The following is a 19966-nucleotide window of genomic DNA, read 5'->3' on the forward strand; positions in this document are numbered from 1 at the left end:
AAGAGGTGGGAACCTGGGAAGGAAGCACCAATGATACCACCAGGAATGGCCGCGAGCCATAGAGCCCTCTCAGCCGGGCCACCACGACACCCCTGGGTAATACAGCGCGGCCTGCCGCTCCGCGAATGCAGATTCTAGCGGCAGCGCAAGCCTGTCCGCGGGGAGCGATCGCCCGGCGGTGCGGTTTCGGCGGCAAGTTGTCGGCGACCGGTTGCCGATTTCAGGCGGAGGACGACCGATCCTTGTGTGAGATCAAAGCATGTTTCGCCGCGGGATGCTGTTTTTCGTCGCGATGTGTGCCGCGGTCGGTGTTCCCTATGCGGCGAACGAATGGGGCAAACCGCGGCAAGTTGCCGGACAGCCCAATGGGGCCGCGGCAAACGGTGGCCCAGCGAATCCGGCCGGATTTCCCGGTGCCGCGTATCCGACAACCGCCGCCTATGCGAACGCTGCCGCATCGCTCGACGGCGTTGCCCCCCTGCCGTCGATCGCCGGGCTGCCGGCCACGGATGCGGAAATAAACGCTCCGCCAGTCGTCGAAATGTCGGATGCGCTGCGATTCGACGTAACCGCGTCTTGGATCTTGGGACGCTGGCCGCGAGTCACGGCCGGGCTGCCCGACGCGGGCCTGCAGGGCTTTCGCGTGGCGTTCATGTCGGGCACTCAACAAGACGATGTTGCCGGCTCGCTCACCTACTATTTCAACCGCGAGCACCTGTGCCAACGAATCACATTTCAAGGCACGACGGGCGACGCCCGCAAGCTCATTACGCTGTTGGCAAGCCGCTACGGTTTCGTAAAGCAAACGAGCGACGATCCGGGCATGTGGCTGTATCAAATTCGCTGGAACGGCCGAGCAACGAGCGAGTTGCAAATTCGCCCGGCCCGGATAATCCGCGCCGACGCCCCGAACGCCCGCTTCGAGGTGCTGTTGGCGATGAACGACGCCTCAGGGCATTAGAACCCGGTGTTTTCATTGCATTCCTTGATTGGGATCCATGGATGACGACCTCCCTGGCGGGGAACCATCGTCAACTTATCCGAGCAATGCAGATTGCGCCAGTCGATTTTGCGGCACCCGCCCTCGATCAAATTGGCACACGCAATTCCGAAAATCTGCGGATTGCCGCGGCTTCCGTTGCTTGGGATGGCTGGGAATCGTAAGCTGAGCCGGCAACCGTGCGATTCCCCCAGTTTTCTCAGCCTTCCGCCGTCGTGCTGATGGACCTTCTCACGACGGGCTTCGTCCGGTATGATCCGCCGCCCGCTTTGGAAACCGAAATCGGATTTCAGTTTTCGGACGCGGTCTCAACCTCAACCGCAATTCGGTTCGACCGGCAGTCCGCGAGCGATGCGAACCATTGCGGGCCGGCCAATGTCCTTGCTCGTGTTGAGATCGTCTCGTGGATATTCCAACTCGATGAACACCGGGCGATCTTTCCGTGGCTTGTGAGATAGAAACAGCCGAGTGTATTGCGGCGACGGGCGTCTGCATCGCGCCGTCGCCAGTTACGTCGCCGTCGCCAGTTTCGCCCAAGCGCCAGAGCGAGACGCGGCGGAATCTTCGCATCAGCGTTGCCGACGGGCTGGCTTGCAGCATCATGATCGGCATCGGCGAGACGTATTTGCCGGCGTTCGCGCTGGCGTTGGGCACCGGGCAGGTTCTGGCCGGCTTGATCGCGAGCGTGCCGATCTTTGCCGGGGCGATGTTGCAATTGATTTCGCCGGCCGCGATTCGCTGGCTCGGCTCGAATCGCCGTTGGGTGATCGGCTGCGTGACGGTGCAGGCGATCAGCTTCTTGCCCATGCTGGCCGCGGCGCTGGTCGGCCATATTTCCACGGCACTATTGTTTCTGCTCGCGGCGGTGTATTGGGCTTCGGGAATGGCGTCGACGCCTGCGTGGAACCATTGGATCGACACACTAGTCCCGCAGCGAATTCGAGCCCGATACATGGGCCGCCGCTCGCGATTCCTGCAAGCCGGAATCCTCGCCGGCTTTGTCGGAGGCGGGCTGGCGTTGGAATTCGGCGAGACGCTCGGGCGGCCGCTATGGGCGTTTGCCATGCTGTTTCTCGTCGCATCGATTTGCCGGTTCATCAGCGCGGGTTTTCTGTTAGCTCAAAGCGAGCCGGTGCACGTCGGCGCCCAGGGCTCGATTGCCGGGTTGCGCGGCGCCTGCAGGCGGTTGCGGAAAGATCGCGAGGGGCGGTTGCTGGTCTATCTGTGGGCTCTGCAAATGGCGGCACAAACGGCGGGCCCGTTTTACGCTCCCTTCATGCTCGGGCTGCTGAAGTTTTCCTATCTCAAATACATGCTGATCGTTTCGGCGGCATTGATCACCAAGGCCGTGGCGCTGCCGACGCTCGGAAAGGTGGCCCATCGTTTTGGGGCCCGGCGGCTGTTGACGTTTGGCGGAATTGCCGTGATCCCGCTATCGACGCTGTGGATCCTTTCGCAGGGAACGACGTACTTGCTGAGCGTGCAAGTGATCTCCGGCGTATGTTGGGCGGCCTACGAATTGGCAACACTGCTGATGTTTTTCGAGGCCGTCGAGCGGCGGCAGCGAATCGGAATGCTGACGCTCTACAACATCGGCTATGCGGCAGCGACCGTGGCGGGCGCATTGTGCGGCGGCGCGGTTCTGGCGTTCGTCGGCGAGCCGGGCGGATATTTCGCCGTATTTGGCCTCTCGGCGATCGCGCGCTTCGCGACGATGCCGCTATTGCTGCGCATCGGGGCCGCGGCACCACCGATCATCGCCGACACCATTTCCGACGCGCCCGCCGAAACGGCGGCTGCTGAATTTGCCGACGAGGAAGTCGACCTAGCGGCGCCCCCGCAGGTCATCGAGATGATCCCACCCTTCGCGGCCGTCGAAGATCTGAGCGGCAGCCAAGTGGCATAGGCGTGCGGCAAACCCCAACGGGGTTTCGCTCCACAGCCTGGGGTCGGCCGCCTCGGCGGACTACCCCGGGTAGAGAGCATAAGATTCGGCCCTACCCCAACGGGGCTTGGCCAAAGCCGCAACCATCGCGCACACCGGCGCCTAGCGCCTTGCTTATGGCAAGTGGAACAGCCGCGGCCACCATGCTTCGGCGCGCAGATAGGAAACCAGTTCGCACAGCACCGGCAGCCACAGCCAGCGACTGGTTCGCATCGCTTCCGACCACAAGCCGCGTACGCTCACGATGAGCTTTTGGGGAGTTTGCAGCAATCGAAACCGCGGCCAGAACCGCGGCACACGCTGGCAATACTCATCGAACGGTTGGCCGAATTTCTCGCGCAGCATCTGCTCTTCCGTCAAGACGGTGATCGACAAGTAGTAGCCCGACATCAATATCAGGCCCAGCCCAAGTGTGAACGATTCAAGGAAGAACACGACGGCAAGCGACATGAACAGCGTGCCGACGTACAGCGGATTGCGGCAGACGGAATACGGGCCATCGGTGACGATCATCCAATGCTTTCGGCCGCCGATGTAGATCGTGGCCCACCAGCGCCATCCGGCGCCGACCATGAACAGAAACCAGCCGATGAAATCGCAGCCCAGATCGCCCCAAGAGCCCTCGACGGCGGGCGGCTTGGAAAAGACGCAGCCGATCGCAAATGGGGCGATAATCAGCAAACTGACCCAGGCCCGCGAACGCACCAACCAATTCCATCGCATTGGGGTGCGATCTTCCACCATCGTCGTCGTGGCCATAACACTTGTCCCGGTCGAGTCGTCGGACCCAGCTAGCGGCAAAGGACTCACCGCCTGATGCGGATTCCCGCAGGCGCGAGAGCCTACCAGGGGATTTGGATTGTGTCAAAGCCAGCACGACAACCGGCGATCGGCCATGCGGAATGGTGAAACGGCGTAGCCACGTGCAACGGCCGAAACGGGGGCGTTCCTTCCGCCGTCGAAGGCAATGCTACGGCTGTTCGCCGATTTTCTGGACTTAGGCTACAATCGATGCTTACCCGGAAATCTGAAATCCCACGAATTCGGCCGATCGGCGTGCGATCGAGTCGGCCAACTCCTTGTCCGGCGGAACTATGAGACGTGAATTCGTCGATCTGCTTTGTTGTCCAAACTGCCTCGCCGATTTGCGGATCGACGAAAGTCATGCTGATGCTGGCCATGTGATCGACGGGTCGTTGGCCTGCAGCAACTGCGAAACCCGATTTCCGATCACCCGAGGCGTCCCGCGCCTCTTGCCGGACGATGGCAACCGCTCGCAGATTCGCGAAAACACTGCCGAGCGGTTCAGTTTCGAATGGCACCATTTTGCCGACTTCGACGTGGCCGTCGAAGAACAAAGCATGTCGACTTGGATGAGCCCGAGCCGATTGGATGATTTAAAGGGCCTCACGGTGCTTGACGCGGGTTGCGGCATGGGTCGTCATGCCGTGATTGCCGCGGCCCACGGCGTCGGCCGGCTCGTCGGTCTCGATCTTGGCAATGCGGTCGATGCCGCGGTTGCAAACACAAAGCATCTGGAAAATGTCTGCATCGTCCAGGGCGATATCTACCATCCACCCGTCAAGAACGGCGCATTCGACGCCGCCTATTCTCTTGGCGTGCTGCACCATTTACCCGATCCGCAATGCGGCTTTAAGGCATTGGCGCCAAAGGTGAAGCCGGGTGGATGGATCCATGTCTGGCTATACGGTCGCGAAGGGAATCGGATGTTGCTGCTGGTGCTCAATCCGATCCGGCGGGTTACGTCGCGGATGCCCTTGGCGCTGCTGAAAATTATTTCAGGCGTGACCGCTGTACCGGTTGCGCTCGCCGCGAAGACGCTTTACCGGCTGCCGTGGCTTGGTGCGCGATTGCCGTACGCGGCGTATATGTGTTGGCTGGACCCGGCATCGTTCGCGAAAATCCATGCCATCGTTTTCGACCAACTTTTGGCCCCGGTGGCGTATTACATGCGCCGCGACGAGGTATTGCGATTGGCCGACATACCAGAATGCACGGTGCGGGCTATCGAGCACAACCGCGGCATGAGTTGGGGCCTTACGGTCCAACGAACGCCGAATGGAGAATCCGGCAAATTGCACAAGACTGAATCTGCCGCACGGTGAATCCAATAACACCGCGTTTGCTGGCGGCCCGGGCGAGTGAATCCGCGCGGTCTCGCCATCTCAAAAACCCTTGAAAACAATCGCCGTTGGCCGTACCCTGGAGATTGCGGCAAGTTGCACCAACGGATGCTGCCGTAGCTGGAAACGGTTTTTCTACCCAGGTCGCGCTCGGCGGCCAGCAATGCAGCGGCGTGAATGCGAACATGGCCGAATCGTTCGATCCTTATCTCCGCTGGCTTGGCATTCGCGAGGCCGAACGACCGCCGAACCACTATCGCCTACTCGGCTTGGATCTTTTCGAAAATGATAGCGACGTTATCGCGGTTGCGGCCGACCGGCAGATGGCCCATGTGCGAACGTTTCAAACCGGGCAATATGCCCCGTTGTCGCAACGCCTGCTCAACGAACTGGCCGCTGCCCGAATTTGCCTGCTCAAGCCCGAAAAGAAGGCGGCCTACGACGCCCTGTTGAAGCAGCACCTGGGTGCGGTGCCCGTTGCTGCGCGGCCGAAAGGGCCGGCTGTCGCTGGGAATACGGCAGCGAACGCGAATGCAGCGTCTACGACTTCGCTGCCTCGGGCCCAAGCCGTCGGATCAGGGGCCGGCGCCAAGAGAGCCAAGGCAGTCGCTGGGGCTCCCCAGAAAGCCGAGCCCGTGGATGGGGCTGCTCCCGCCGAAGCCGAGGCAGCGCCGGACAACGACGTTTTGGACCTTGGTTCGTTCGCCCCAACGGCCGGCATCGGCCATGCAGCGAGAAAATCGTCGAGACCGGCAGCTAGCAAATTCGGGCCCGCGCGAAAGCGTAAATCGCTTCTCCCCTGGATCGGCTTGGCCGTGGCTGCGGTTTTGCTCGTGATCGGCGTGATTATCTTCAAGTCTGCGAACGAACCGGCTCAAGTGGCAAATGCCGATGGGGCTGGCGCTACGACGACGCCGTCCGCCAGCCCGCCGAATGCCAACCCGGCCCACCACACATCGCAACCGAGGGCGGTGATATCCGATAAATCCGCCACGCGTTCGCCGCCTGCAAGCAACCCCACGAGGGGCGCAGACCACAATCCTGCCGACCGTCCACCAGTTCAAGCCGGCACGGGCACCGAGGATGCCGGCGGTCCGGCGGAAACCGAGAGGCCGAGCAAGTCGCCCTTGGCAAAAAATTTGCCGCCCGAGCCGCCGGTCCATCCGCCGCGCGATGTGGCCCTGGTCGAGAATCCGCCGCAGCATGATTTGCCGGATAACCTGCCCCCCGCGCAATCCGAACCCCAAACCCCGAACCCCAAACCCCGAGCCCCAAACCCCAAACCTCGGACCGAACCGCCGCCCAAGGCCAAGCTGCCGCCGGTTCCCGACAAGGAAGCGCTGGCCGCTGCCGAAAAAACGATCCTGTCGGTCTACAAGACCGACATCGAGCAGGCGAACCACGGCGCCCCCGACGCTAAGGCGGCCCTAGCCAAACAATTCATCGCGCGCGGCATGGAAACCGCCGACAATCCGGCCGCCCGTTATGCACTGCTAACTCGCGCTCGCGATTTGGCCATCGCGGGCGGCGATGTTTCGACGGCGACCGACGCTTTGAAAAAGATAGCGGACGCGTATGCCATCGAGCGGCCAGACGACCAATTGGCCACTTGCTTTGCCGCGCTCGCGAAAACCGTGCGCACGCGCGAAACCGCGGATGCCTTGCGTGTCGCTGCGGAATCCGCTGCCGAGCGAGCGTTCGCCGCCGACGATTTTGAAATCGCCGGCCGGTTCACCCGCTTGGCGTTGGGCATGGCCACGAAGCTGAAAGATCCGATGGCCGTCGCCGAATTGAAATCGAAGCTGAACGAAATCGAGCTGTGCAAGAAGGAATTCACAAAAATCTCCGATTTGCTAACCCAATTGCAAACCGACCCCGGCAACGCCGCAGCAAATCTGGCCGTCGGCCGCTTCTACGCATTCGTCAAAGGCGATTTCGATAAAGCGCTGCCGTATCTGGCAAAATCAAGCGACGCGGCGTTGAAAGACGTTGCGGACAAAGACTTGGCCGCCCCCACCGCGGCCGCCGACCAAGCGAAGCTCGGCGACGCATGGTGGGCCCTCGCGGAATCGAACCACGAGCCCGCAAAATCGCATCTCCAATCCCGCGCCGCGGATTGGTATGCCAAAGCAGCCCCGAATCTGAAAGGCCTCGCGAAAGGCGAAGTTGAGGCGCGATTGAAAGAAATCGAGGCAATGGGGCGTGTGGCCGGGCTGACACCTCGGTCCCTAATCGTGAGAATGCTAACCGAAAATGTGTGGACCATCCACTTTGACGGCAATCCGGACGCTCACCGCCAGCCGGACCTGGGGGGCTTCAATTACCCACGCTACCACTTTTTCGCGGACGGAACTGCGAAGCCCGAGGGTCAACCGGCACTCGGTCATTGGGCCTTGGAAGGGAACGTTGTGACGGTGCGCTACGGCGAGGCATCGCCCGGCGACGGCTGGGCACAGCTTGTCCACACGTTTCGTATCACCGGCGATACGCTGCACGCGGAGCAGTACAGGCTCCCGAACGTTCAGTTGATCAACAAGGGAATTGGCGAAAGGGTGAAGTAGGCCAAAACCTCAATCCATACACAAGCACTACCACATGAGAGCCGCAACGTACGCCGCCGAGGCGGAAGTCGAGGAATACCACTGGTGGTTCGCAGGCCGCCGCAAACTGTTTGCGCGAATCATCAAGAAAATGGCAACGCCACGGGACGCGGCCATCCTCGACGTCGGATCAAGTACCGGCACGAACCTGCGCATGCTGCGGGATGCCGGTTTCACCAGTTTCCAGGGCGTCGATATCAGCCCGGAGTCGCAATATTTTTGCAACGCAAAAGGGCTCGGGCCCGTCGAATTGGGAAGTATCCTCGACCTGCCCCACCCCGATTCGTCGTTCGACCTCGTGCTTGCGACGGACGTCATTGAGCACATCGACGACGATCTTGCCGCGATCGGCGAACTGCGCCGGGTTTTGCGGCCCGGGGGCCTCGCGCTTATCACGGTGCCTGCCTTCGAGTGCTTGTGGGGGCCGCAAGACGTTGTAGCGGAGCACAAACGTCGGTATCGGATTCACAATCTTCAGGATACGATTAAGCGTGCGCGGCTGGAGATTGTGGAACGATATTACTTTAACTTCATACTCTTCCTGCCAATTCTCTTTGCTCGGAAAGCGCTCCGGCTGCTGTCGGTGCCGATCCGGAGCGAGAACGACCTGAACTTTGGGCTGATGAACGCCGTGCTTCGCGCCGTGTTCGAAATTGACACACGGAGCGCAGCGGCAATTAACCCACCGTTCGGCGTTTCGATTCTGGCGCTTTGCAGAAAGCCGTCGTTGCCCGCCGCCCCGACCAATCCGACTTGATAATGCTTCCCGGTGCCTTCGGCCAATCGGTGAACTTGTCACGATTGGACACGGGCCGCTAGCAGCCTTCCGAATCGGAGTGTGAGCCAATCCGGCCGACGCCCTCGAGCGGGCAACCCCTCGAAGTCCGCTGGAGGTCGAGGGGATCACTACCATTACTATTAGCTCCTCGGCGGCGGAACTGTAAAGATTGAGGCCACCCCCTCCCGCCAATGGACGCTCGACAGGCGTAACGTGCGCAATTGGGGAACTGGCGTGGCGATTGCGGCTCGGAAGGCAGTCGGACCGTCTCGCCGAAGTTGCGGCGCAACAACCGCGAGTAAACGACGCGAACCCACGGCCAGTTTGAACTGAACGGTAGGGTGAGTCATCTTGGCGTCAAGTGGCGGATTTCTTCCGACCAGCCGTGCGCACCGTCCGGATCGGAACCCGCGGCGGTCGATGGCCTGGTTGCCGCTCCGACAACCTGGAGGCCGGCCCGGCCGAAGCCAGGCAAACGCACGACCAAATCATCCAGGCGGGTTGCTAACCGCGTTAAAGCACGAATTCCTGGAAGGAATCGAAACCAGCGATTGAAAACCAGAACGTCGCTATTCTCGAACAGACAAAAACCAAAAAAACCATACGTCTGCCATATTCCCAGTTCGAAGCCGGCTGCCTGGAGCAAGGGAACCGTCTCCTCCCATCGTAGCGGCCGCTCGGTGTCGAAATCGAGTGCCGGCGAGACCTTGTAAATCACGTATCGCAGCCAGCGCCAGAGAAAAAAATCGCTGACCGGCTCCCGCCATATAAATCGGCCACCCGGCTTGAGGATTCGAAACACCTCAGAAAACAGCCGCCGACGATCATTGACGTGATGTATGCCGCCGAACATGAATACATTATCGAATGCCCCGCTGCGCAACGGCATCGCCGTCGCGTCGCCTTGAACAAAGAGGTAGCGGTCCGGCCCGAGATCGGCCCGCGCAGCCCGCAACATATTCAGCGACACGTCGAGCCCGATGCCACGCTCCACGCGATCCCCCAGCAGCCGGAACGCCTCACCGCGGCCGCAGCAAATTTCGGCCGCGGTGCCGAGGTTGTCCGTCTTGAGTGCGGAGATAAGCGCCGCGTCGAGATAGCGATGATATTCCTCGGTGTGCGGATATTTCAGATTTGCCAGATACGCGGCCGCGATGCGATCGTAGTGTTCGCGCTGAATCCTGCCCTCTGCGGAGCAAAACTCGTCGGCCATCACGGGGATGCCGGCGTCACAAACGGCATAGCGGTGGGCACCGGACTCGCTGACGAGCGCGGTTCCCGCCGCGTGCAACGGTTCGCCCGACGCCGGGCACCGCATAAGCGCGATGAAACCATCGATCGGTCGGACGGACGGAACGAGGTCCGGTTTCTGTGGAGGGGTTTCTTGGCTCGAACACATTTCGGTGGTAATTGAGGATAAAGGCCTTCTATCGGGCTAGCCCCAACCGGCACATTTCGGGCGGCGAAGGGCAAGAAATGTCCCAAGTGTTCGTCGCGCGGTGCCAAGCGCCTCGCGCAATCAAATTGCAAGTTGGTAGTATACTAGAATATCCGTTTGCGGGCATGACGGGAAAAACTGCTGTCGCTGGGCACCCGCGGTAGATGTCCGGCCGAAAGACAGATCTGCGAGGCTGCTTTGGAATTCCGTCAAATCTTGATTACGGGGGGGGCGGGTTTCGTCGGGTCGAATCTTTCGGTCTCGTTGAAGGAGGCCTTTCCGTCGGTGGCGGTGACCGCGTTCGACAACCTGAAGCGTCGTGGCAGCGAGTTGAATCTCGCCCGGCTTCGCGGGCATGGAATCCAGTTCGTGCACGGCGACGTTCGCTGTTGGGAAGACGTCGAGCAATGGCCGGCGTTCGATCTGCTCATCGATTGCTCAGCCGAGCCATCGGTGCAGGCCGGGCTCGATGCCTCACCGTTGCCGGTGATTGCCAACAACTTGATCGGCACGATCCATTGCATGGAAGCTGCCCGGCGAAACAACGCCGCGCTGCTTTTCCTGAGCACCAGCCGGGTTTACCCGATCGCCCCGCTGAATCGCCTGGCCGTCTTCGAAGAACCCACGCGGTTTCGCTGGACGGGCGAGGAGTCGTTGCCGGGCTTTTCAGTGGAAGGCATTGCCGAGGAGTTTCCGCTCGACGGACCCCGCTCATTGTATGGCGCCACCAAGCTGGCCAGTGAACTGCTCCTCCAAGAATATGCCTTTAGTTATCGAATGCCTGTGCTCATCAATCGATGCGGCATCTTGACGGGTCCGTGGCAGATGGGCAAAGTTGATCAAGGGGTGGTCACGCTTTGGGTCGCCCGGCACGCCTTCGACCGCGAGTTGACCTATTGCGGCTACGGCGGTCATGGCAAACAACTGCGCGACATGCTGCACACTTCGGACTTGTTTGACCTGCTTTGTCGCCAGCTAGCGCGGCCTTCGGCCTGGGACGGGCGTATTTATAACGTGGGCGGTGGTCGCGCCGTTTGCGCATCGCTGATGGAATTGACCGCCGTGTGTCGCGAACTGACCGGCAAAACCATCGATATTCGCAGCCGACCGGAAACCTCGCCGGTCGACCTGCGGATCTACGTTACTGACCATCGCCGAGCCACTGCCGATTTCGGCTGGCGCCCCCAGCGAGCGGTACACGATATTCTGTCGGACATCTACTCCTGGTTGCAGGCGCGCCGTAGCGACCTGCGTGATATCCTTGCGTGAGGATTTGCCCATGTGCCGTCGCAAGTTGTCGGTCGTAATTCCTGCCTACAATGAGGACGGCACGATCGCCGCCACCGTTGAGGATTTGCGGAGCGCATTGGTCGAGGAGGGGATTCCGTTCGAGATCATCGTGGTGAACGACAACAGTACCGACAGCACCGCGGCGGTAGTCGAAGCGATCGCCGTGTGCGAGCCGCGAGTGCGAATGCTGCACCGCAGGCCGCCGGGGGGATTCGGCCGCGCAATCCGAACCGGGCTTGATGCCGTCTCCGGTGATTTCGTCGTGATCTACATGGCCGACTATTCGGACCATCCGGCCGATGTCATCGCCTATTATCGGAAGCTCGAAGAGGGCTACGACTGCGTCTTCGGCTCTCGGTTCATCAAGGGCAGCCACGTCGAAAACTATCCATGGATGAAGCTTGTTGTGAACCGCATCGTGAACAAGATGATTCAGTGGCTCTTTTGGTGCCGCTTCAATGACCTGACGAACGCGTTCAAAGCGTATCGTGCGGAGGTGATCCGCGCCGCGGGGCCATTCCGCGCCAGCCACTTCAACATCACAATCGAGATGTCGCTCAGCGCGCTAATTCGAAAATACCACATCGTTCAAATCCCCATTTCGTGGAGTGGCCGGACGGCTGGTGTCTCAAAATTGAAAATGGTCGAAATGGGCCGCCGCTATCTAAGCACGCTGGCTAAAGTGATGGCAGAGCGATTTTTGATCGGCGACGATGTGCTGGCGGAGCGACTGGCGCTGCATGCCCAAGAGGCCGATGAAACGGCGTCGTTGGAGGATCGGGTGCGGGCGTTGGAAGACTGGCAAGATGCATCCCTGCGGCGCGAACGCACGCAAGCGAGCGAGGATTGCAATGCGGACTTGAAAACGAATCTCTTGCTGACAAAACCCCGCTAGTACGGTTTCGCAGCCCCAACCATTGGTCTGGATGGTGGGTTTAAATCTGGCTCGTTCGAGTCATGCGCATGGTAGATGGTCCGGAGACGTAGCAGTGCAAATCTCGCAACCTGAAAGCCGGCCGGAAAACCGCCGCGTCCTGTCTTGCTGGCTTATCGTCCTCGGCTTGATTTCGATCCAAGGAACGCTTGCGCTATCGCACTTGGATGGGCTCAGAGCGATCGCCTCCATGGATACGGCCCATTACTATGTGGTCGCGAAAAATATTTCCCACGGCGACGCGAAGCCGGATAATGTGGTTTGGCATTATCTCGGAAGGCCGACGTCGGTGGAACGGCCCGCAGGAGATTATTGGGGCGCCGGTTGGCCCTATGCGCTGGGATTCCTGATGCGATGGGTTGGAGATAGCCGCATTGCCTCGTTTCGCATTTGCGCTGCATTATCGCTCTTCATGCCGGTGCTGGTGTTTTTGTTGTTGCAGCGGCTCACGTCGCGCTGGTGGTTGGCAGCATTTGGCGCGGTTTTGGTCTGCCTGCAGACGAAGCTCTCTCAGGTGATGGTGACGCCGGACGTCTCGTTGAGCTATGAACTCACCACGACCGCGGGATTCGTGTTGTTGCTCGGCGCCTTGAAAGGCCACCCCAGCCTGATGCACTTTGTTCCGAGTGCTTTCGTCCTGACGCTGCCAGTTTGGCTTCGTGGCGACGGCTTCGTTCCCCTCCTTGCAGCAACGATTGGCATTCTGACGGCCCCTTGGCCATGGAGACAGCGGTTGCGATTGGTCGTCGGATTCGCTGGGGTAGCCGGAATTTGTTTGCTTCCCTATGTCGCCTACAATATTCACTTCTTCGGCCGCATCAGTCCCGAGGCCCGGTCGTTGACGCCCCTGATGAGCGATTACAAGCAGCTGTATGAGTTCGTGACGCAGCCATCGTCGGCGAGCTACTGGCAACTGGGGCTCAAGGGAGTCGCAGGTTTGCGCGTCGAGGCGACAAAGATTTTTGCCGATTTTTTTATTGGGCAACAAGTGCCCTACGTACTTGTGCTTGTTGCGACGTGCGGACCGGTCGTGCGACGGATCGCGTTTCGTCGGGCGGCGCGGCGTACTTCCGGCCGATCCATTGGAGTTTCCAACGCAAACTTCTCCGCGCCATTAACCGCCGGTGCAACGGCTGTCTCGCAACCGGACGGGGGCCGCGCGGCCGGAATTGTTTGCCTGTGGAGCTTCACGGTCTTGTCCGCCTTGGTGCCGATCTTGATTGCCCCGATCGTCAATAACCCTAGTCGATTCTTCACGAATACCGCTCCCGTTTTGTGTGTGCTAGCCGTATGGACGATGGAACCTTTGCTGCGCTGTCGTTGGATCGTGAATTTGGCCTTGCTACTCGTGGCAACCACACTGCTCGCCTACGTCGGCTGGCCATTTCATCCGCTGAAGCCGTGGGCGACATCGTGGAAACGTTCATGGATGGACATTCCAGCATGCTTGTCGCCGGGAAATTATCCGGCAATGAACGCCGATGACGTCGTGCTGACCGAAATGCCATGCCAGCTATCGGCGCAGTTGAACGTGGCATCGATCAATATGCCGCAGGACGATACGATGTTTCGTGGAAGCGGCAGCGCGTCGATGCGCGCGCGATTCGTACATACGGCCGGCCTCAAGGGAGCAGTCGTCTCCGCGGAGTCTTGCCGCCAAGTAATCGAACGCTACCATCCGCGATTCATTCTTGCGATTGAGGGGTCGAACCTCGAGCAACTCGTGTTGCGTTTAAGGGATCTGCCCCTCCGCACCGTCGCGCAGGGACGGAACCAGGACGGCCGCGGTTATACTTGGTTCACAATCGGTGAAACCGCCTCGTCCGCTCCGGCAACGTCCGGTTCGCCAGATTCCGCTCGGATCGACGGCCATGTCACAGGACCGGCCAAACAGCCGCGGTGAGTCGCGCAAGAGGCGAATTCCCGGCATCCGCCGGCGACGCACGGCCATGAATATGCTTTTTGAAAGTAGTCCATTGCCGGTCGTCTTTACGCTCCTCTGGTTCGCGGTGCCCGGCATTTGGCTGGGGGCAAAAGCATTTTGCGAGTTGCTGCCGGCCGACCGTGCAGTCCGGCGCGTGTTGCAGCCGGCAGTGACGCTGTGCGGATGGATTCTCGCGGTTGAACTCGCCTCTGTCGGCTTGCATTCGTTTTGGCGTGGTTTGCCTCTCGGAATGATCGGCCTGTCGATGCTAGGGCTGACGCTTTGGTGGCGACGCCGCCCGTTGCCGCCGTTCGACGACCAACAAGAGACCGGATTTCACCGGGGGATGTGGCTGGGAATGGTTTTAATTACATTTCCCATCGCCATCCTAGCGTTCAAGGGATTTATGGGAGATGACCTGATTCCGAATGGCCATCTGAGCACAACAGCCCAACTGCAAAACGACTATTTTCCACCAAGATTTCCTGGCTACCCAGATATTCCATTACGCTACCACTACGGGTTCGATTTGGTATGCGCTGGATTAACGGCATTGACACGTTGCCAGATTGAGGTCGCGTTCGGCTTAGCGACTACGTTTGCTTGGGCCTATTCATGGTGCTTGCTTTGGGTGTTGGGAGAGCGCCTTAACGGTAGTTACCGCGGTGGCCTGTGGACCGCAATTGCGACGCAGCTTGGAGGAGGTGCCGCGATTTTCGCAGCACCCTTTCTCGGAGCGCATATTCCTTGGATCAACCGTTTGCTTGGGCTCGTTACATTAGGCACCGGTCGCAGGCTCAATGGTCCCCTGGTTGAATACATATTCCAACGCCCTTTCTCACTGGGACTCCCCTTGGGTTTGGCGGTGCTGGTCTTGGCGCTTGAGCCGCAGGCCGCGCGAGGTCGAAGTAGCTTAAGTGACAGCGCACGCCTAGTTACTCTTGGAGGGCTTCTGACCGCGCTGTCCGTAACGCAAGTCGTGCTGTTCGTCACCCTTTCCGCCGCGGTGGGATTCACGGAACTCGTGCTGGCCCGCCGATGGCGATTTCTGCTTTCACTAATCGGCGCGTGGGCCGCCGCTTGGCTAATGGGCGGACTACTTTTTACACGAATCCCTGGCAGTCCCCACGGACTATATTTGCGATTCTGGCCACTAGCTGTGCCGGAATCGGCATATCAGCCGACGAGTCACTGGGCACTGCGAATCCTTGGCTGGTACGCATTAACGATCGGAGCGTTATTGCCGTTCGGCCTGTGGGGATTCTCGCGATTGCGGCCACCGCTACGTGTGGCACTCCTGCTGCTGGCCGTTGGAGGTCTGACGGTCCCGATTTTTGTTGGATATCGCTTCGCTGATTCAATCGTAAAATTCTTTGAAATCGCGTCTTTGGCTTTGGGAATTCTCTCGGGCGGAGCATTGACTTGGCTAGCAACTCGGAATGCGAGCCGCTGGCGGCCAATCATCGTCGTGTGCCTCATGGCCCTGACCGCCACTCCAATTTGCTTTATCAGTGCGATGCTCTGGCTAAAAATGGGACCGCACGCGGAGGGTCAGCCGGATGTCAGCCCCGCTGCAGCGACTTTCCTATTCAAACCAGTGCCGCTGGGCGAAGACGACCAAAAAGTTGTCGCTTGGCTGCGAACGCATTCGAAGCCGGAGGAGGTGGTTTACCGGTTGCCGAGTATTGCGCTCGGTTACATTCAGTTGGGCGGCCTGTCGTCCACCCCCGAGACTGTCAAGCTGTCGTTGGCCTTCGGCGTGTCGCCGGCTCGGATCGCGTCGCGGGACGAACTAATTGCCGCGCGGCCGCCAGATCTCGCGCCCTATTTAGCGGCTGGAATAGCTTGGTTCGTCGTCGGACCGGATGACCCATTGATGGAGCGCCAAGTGCAGAATTGGAAGCGGAATGGGCGCGTTCACCTTGAAGCGACGTTCGGCGGGTTGCAAGTGTTCAAGATCGATCACGCCCCAACGGCATCATCCGGACCGAAATGAGAAGCATGTCTTGGTCGTTTGTTGGTGCCAGCCCTCTGCCGCTGACTTTACTCTTGCTGTGGCTTACGCTGCCCGGAATCTGGCTTGGTGCCTGTGCATTTACGGAGATGCTTCCGACGGATCGCGTGGCACGCCGCGCGTTGCGGCCGGCAATGGTCATCTCGGCATGGATCGTCGCCGTGCAAATCGCGTCGATGGCAGCGAAGTCCTTCTGGTTCGGTCTGCCTGCTGGCATGATTTTTCTGTCGGTGGCTGGTTTTGCGCTATGGTTAGGGAGGCGAAACAATGGCACGCCGGTCGCCGAAGAATCGCCTATTGCTGTATCGCGCGGAATGTGGCTTGGGATGTCCGCCGTCGCCGTGTTGGCCGCGCTGCTGGCTTTCAAGGGCTACTTCCACGACATGCTGCTACCCAACAACGGACATATGGACATCACGGCCCAGTTGCAAAACGATTATTTTCCGCCCCGTTATATCGGATTCACCAACGTTCCCCTCCGCTACCACTACGGATCTGATCTTCTAGCGGCAGGATCGACAGCCCTGGCGCGCTTAAGGGTCGATTGGGCAATCGACATAGTGCTGGTCTGCGCGTGTTGTTATTTTTGGTGCCTTTTGTGGTTGCTAGGGCAGCGTCTCACGGGCACGAGCCGTGGCGGGGTTTGGACAGCCTTGGCGACATTGTTTGGCGGCGGCGCGACGGTCTTCTTTGCCCCGTTTCTTTCCTCCATTCCATGGATAGACCGGCTGATCGGTACTGAGACGTTCGAAGCGGGCATGGCCGTGAATCCCCCCCTCGCGTCGATCATATTTCAGCGGCCGTTCACTCTGGGCCTGCCGCTAGCGACCGCGGTTCTGCTGACCGCGTGCAAACCACTGGCGCAACAAACGCCCTCGAGGCAGGTGTCCCGACAGGTTCTACTTTGGCTGCTGCTCGCAGCGCTATCGCTTTCACAAACAGCGCTGTTCGTTTCGCTTTCGGCCACGCTAGCGTTCACCGAACTGGTCTTGGCTCGCAGATCACCATTTTTGCTGACGCTGGCCGCTGCTTGGGGAGCCGCTTGGCTGATGGGTGGAATGCTGTTTACACATGTCCCCAATGGTGGCAGCTTCGGATTCGATTACGGATTCTGGCCGAACGTGATTCACAACTTGAAAGGCGATTCGATAGCGGTTTCGGCGGTCCGAGTATTCGCTTGGCACGTTGCAACGTTCGGTGCCCTGCTTCCGCTGGGCGTGTGGGGCTTATGGCACGTTTGCCGCATGCGCGCGGCGCTTGTGCTCCTGGCCATCGGCGGTGTCGCAGTCCCTTTGTTCGTCGTTGTCCATCCCTACATGAAGAATATTTCCAAGTTTTCGACCGTGGCGGCGCTTGCCTTTGGAATCTTGGCAGGTGCCGCATTGACCTGGTTGGCGAACCGACAGACGCTGGGGCGACGAGCCGCGCTGGTCGCCTGCGCGATTGCATTGATGGCAAGCCCCGTCGTCTGCCTCGGCACAACATTATGGATATTGTTTGTCGGCAGGGAAGTTCCCAAGCCCACGGAGGTGCTCGCAATTCGAGGCAGCCCTGTTTTATTGACGGAGGAGGACCAGCAAGCGGTAAGGTGGCTTCGCCGCCACGTCCTACCCGATCAAATTATCTATCGTTTCCCCGAGACGGCCATCGGTTACTGCCAGTGGGGTGGCCTTCCGGCGACATCGGCCGTGGTTCGCTTTGCGCCCGCATTCGGAATTTCGGAGGATCGGTTGGCGGAACGCAGGCGATTGCTGGAAGACCTCCCGGCGAATCTGGACGCGTATATTCGGCAAGGGATCGTCTGGTTCGTTGTGGGCCCAGACGATCCGCGAATGGAGCGGAATGTTCGAAATTGGCGGAACGCTGGCGAGGTTGTCGAGAAAGCCGAATTCGGCGCGTTGCAAATTTACAAAGTCCCCGCAACCTGATTCGTTCGCATGGAATCGATTAGCTGCCTGATCTGCGGCGCTGACAAGGGCCGGCCGATCTTCGACCGAGAATCGCCGCGGCATGTTATCTGCCGGCGTTGCGGCTTCGTGTACGAAAACCCGCGGCCGAGCTTTGCGGAGATGCTCGCGTACTATCGGTCAGGCTACTACGAATCGCTCCCTCCCGCCGATCCGACGGCTCGCAGCGAGCGCGGCGAGGCGATTTGCAGTTGGGCCGGAGATCGAATTGGCCCGGATGATTTGGTCGTCGAAATCGGCTGCGGCCACGGTGCGGCGCTGAACCACGTGCGGCGGCAATTCGGTTGCAAGGCGATCGGGATCGAGCCATCGGAATCGCAAGCGGCAGTTGCGAGAGCCACCTTCGGCCTCGACGTCATTGGCGGCGGATTCGAAAACGCCGATATCGGCGAAGGAAAGGCGAAGCTGGTGTTTCTGTTTCACGTTCTCGAGCACCTGCACGACCCCATTGCCGCGATTCGCAAGTGCGGCAGGGCCTTGGCCGACGACGGCGTCCTTTTCATCGAAGTGCCGAACGTGCTGAATCCCAACCGGCGCAAGCGGCTGTCCGCGTGGTTTTCGCTGGAGCATATTTGGTACTTTTCTCCGGCGACATTGACCGCCGTCGCTGCGATGGCAGGCTTCTCACCGCTGAGAATCGAGGCAACGAACGCGGTACGGTTGCTGGCGCGCAACGGCGGTTCGCCTGTAACGATCCCAAATGAGTTCGGGAGCGTCCGTCGCGCGCTATGGAGACACGACGCGGTGTATTGGCCAAGGAAAATCATGGCGAAGCTGCTTGGCCGCGGCTAGCTTACCGGCATGGCTTGCCTGAACTTCCGGTTGAGACATCAGGAGCGGATGCAGCATACTGTCGCTTTCTTCGGACTGAATGACGATCACGGTGCGCCCGGATGGCGACTGGGCAACGAAATCGGGATGGATTATCCCGCCGCGGTCCCACGTGAGATGCCGTCGTCGCCCGGTTCGAGATCGCTACGCCGTGATTCCTTTCGTAAGGGCCATGAACGCCGTTTCGAGGTTCATTTCGTCTTCTTTCAACAACGTTAGCTTCTGGCCGGCGGCAGAGAGGATTGCGGCGAAATCGCTGTAGTCTTTCACGCCCTCGCGGAGCGTTACCGTCAGGCCGCCGTGGGCGAGTTCGACTTTTTCGACGCCCGTATGTTGCTCCAGAAGTCGAGCGGCCGGCTCCTGGTCGCCCGCCACGCGGATGCGCAGCACGGTTTGATGCCGCACCAGCAACATCACGTCGGCCACGCTGGTCGACACCTCCATCTTGCCTTTCTCGATGATGCCGATCTTGTTGCACATGTCGGCCAACTCGGGCAGGATATGGCTCGACACCATCACGGTCTTACCCATTTCGCCGAGATGCTTGATCACGCGTCGAATCTCGATCCGCACGCGCGGGTCGAGCCCGCTCGCCGGCTCGTCGAGCAATAGCACCTGCGGATCGTGCAGCAGCACGCGGGCCAGGCCGAGGCGCTGCGTCATGCCGCGCGAAAGGCTCGTGGCCAGCGCGTCGCGCTTGTAGTCGAGCCCGACTAAATCGAGCACCTCATCGCACACCTTGCGGCGTTTCGGCCCCTTGATGCGATACGCGGCCGCGAAAAATTCCAAATACTCGATCACCTTCATGTCGTCGTAAACGCCGAAGAAATCGGGCATGTATCCCACGAGGCGGCGAATCTCTTTCGGCTTGGTGTAGATCGAATAACCGCCGACATAGGCCTCGCCCCAAGTGGGATTCAAGAGCGTGGCCAGCATGCGCATCGTCGTCGTCTTGCCGGAGCCGTTCGGGCCGATGAATCCGAACACGTCGCCCGGCTCGAGCTTGATATCGAGCGACTGCACGGCGAACAGATCGCCATATTTTTTCGTGAGGTCGCGAGTTTCGATCACGTTGGGGGCGAGGGGCAACAGGAAAGGGCC

General features: G+C 60.0%; 14 protein-coding genes. 11 read left to right on the forward strand and 3 right to left on the reverse strand.

The genetic code is table 11. From position 1 onward, the window contains the following. The first annotated feature begins 259 nt into the window (after positions 1 to 259). Together VHX65_11070 and VHX65_11075 are read left to right on the forward strand one after the other, a co-directional pair. Positions 260 to 961 carry a DUF6690 family protein gene (locus tag VHX65_11070; GenBank protein ID HEX3999083.1) on the forward strand — a complete coding sequence of 234 codons (702 nt, stop codon included), beginning with the start codon at positions 260 to 262 and terminating at the stop codon, positions 959 to 961. A 481-nt stretch (positions 962 to 1442) separates the two neighbouring features. Further along, positions 1443 to 2906, forward strand: a complete 1464-nt coding sequence (locus VHX65_11075) for an MFS transporter (protein ID HEX3999084.1) — start codon at positions 1443 to 1445, stop codon at positions 2904 to 2906. Between the two features lie 153 nt (positions 2907 to 3059). Here VHX65_11075 and VHX65_11080 read toward each other — a convergent pair whose 3' ends face one another. Beyond that, entirely contained in the window at positions 3060 to 3704 is a 645-nt protein-coding gene (locus VHX65_11080; GenBank protein ID HEX3999085.1) for an isoprenylcysteine carboxylmethyltransferase family protein, read from the reverse strand. Between the two features lie 335 nt (positions 3705 to 4039). Here VHX65_11080 and VHX65_11085 point away from each other — a divergent pair, with 335 nt between their 5' ends. The 3 genes from VHX65_11085 (at position 4040) to VHX65_11095 (ending at position 8446) form a co-directional block, all read left to right on the forward strand. Next, positions 4040 to 5071 (forward strand): methyltransferase domain-containing protein, encoded by a 1032-nt coding sequence (locus VHX65_11085; GenBank protein HEX3999086.1) that lies wholly within the window; start codon positions 4040 to 4042, stop codon positions 5069 to 5071. Positions 5072 to 5274: 203 nt separating this feature from the next. Then, positions 5275 to 7650: a hypothetical protein gene (locus VHX65_11090; protein ID HEX3999087.1), complete on the forward strand. Its 2376-nt coding sequence runs from the start codon at positions 5275 to 5277 to the stop codon at positions 7648 to 7650. A 34-nt stretch (positions 7651 to 7684) separates the two neighbouring features. Next, entirely contained in the window at positions 7685 to 8446 is a 762-nt protein-coding gene (locus VHX65_11095) for a class I SAM-dependent methyltransferase (protein ID HEX3999088.1), read from the forward strand. Between the two features lie 367 nt (positions 8447 to 8813). Here VHX65_11095 and VHX65_11100 read toward each other — a convergent pair whose 3' ends face one another. Beyond that, the gene (locus tag VHX65_11100) at positions 8814 to 9785 is read right to left on the reverse strand and encodes a methyltransferase domain-containing protein (GenBank protein ID HEX3999089.1); all 972 of its coding nucleotides are present in this window, start codon (positions 9783 to 9785) and stop codon (positions 8814 to 8816) included. A 336-nt stretch (positions 9786 to 10121) separates the two neighbouring features. Between VHX65_11100 and VHX65_11105 the strand changes: the two genes are divergently transcribed. The 6 genes from VHX65_11105 (at position 10122) to VHX65_11130 (ending at position 18826) form a co-directional block, all read left to right on the forward strand. Beyond that, positions 10122 to 11174: an NAD-dependent epimerase/dehydratase family protein gene (locus VHX65_11105; GenBank protein ID HEX3999090.1), complete on the forward strand. Its 1053-nt coding sequence runs from the start codon at positions 10122 to 10124 to the stop codon at positions 11172 to 11174. 10 nt (positions 11175 to 11184) lie between these two features. Further along, on the forward strand, positions 11185 to 12090 hold the full coding sequence (locus VHX65_11110; GenBank protein HEX3999091.1) for a glycosyltransferase family 2 protein: 906 nt from the start codon (positions 11185 to 11187) through the stop codon (positions 12088 to 12090). A gap of 229 nt (positions 12091 to 12319) precedes the next feature. Continuing rightward, positions 12320 to 14032 (forward strand): hypothetical protein, encoded by a 1713-nt coding sequence (locus VHX65_11115; protein ID HEX3999092.1) that lies wholly within the window; start codon positions 12320 to 12322, stop codon positions 14030 to 14032. Between the two features lie 46 nt (positions 14033 to 14078). After that, positions 14079 to 16049 (forward strand): hypothetical protein, encoded by a 1971-nt coding sequence (locus VHX65_11120; GenBank protein HEX3999093.1) that lies wholly within the window; start codon positions 14079 to 14081, stop codon positions 16047 to 16049. Positions 16050 to 16201: 152 nt separating this feature from the next. After that, positions 16202 to 17995, forward strand: a complete 1794-nt coding sequence (locus VHX65_11125; protein ID HEX3999094.1) for a hypothetical protein — start codon at positions 16202 to 16204, stop codon at positions 17993 to 17995. Between the two features lie 9 nt (positions 17996 to 18004). Then, positions 18005 to 18826 (forward strand): class I SAM-dependent methyltransferase, encoded by an 822-nt coding sequence (locus VHX65_11130; GenBank protein HEX3999095.1) that lies wholly within the window; start codon positions 18005 to 18007, stop codon positions 18824 to 18826. 183 nt (positions 18827 to 19009) lie between these two features. Here the strand turns inward: VHX65_11130 and VHX65_11135 are convergent, their stop codons facing one another. Next, the gene (locus tag VHX65_11135) at positions 19010 to 19936 is read right to left on the reverse strand and encodes an ABC transporter ATP-binding protein (protein ID HEX3999096.1); all 927 of its coding nucleotides are present in this window, start codon (positions 19934 to 19936) and stop codon (positions 19010 to 19012) included. Positions 19937 to 19966 lie beyond the last annotated feature (30 nt).

This window comes from Pirellulales bacterium, from assembly GCA_036267355.1.
Classification (GTDB): Bacteria; Planctomycetota; Planctomycetia; order Pirellulales; family DATAWG01; genus DATAWG01.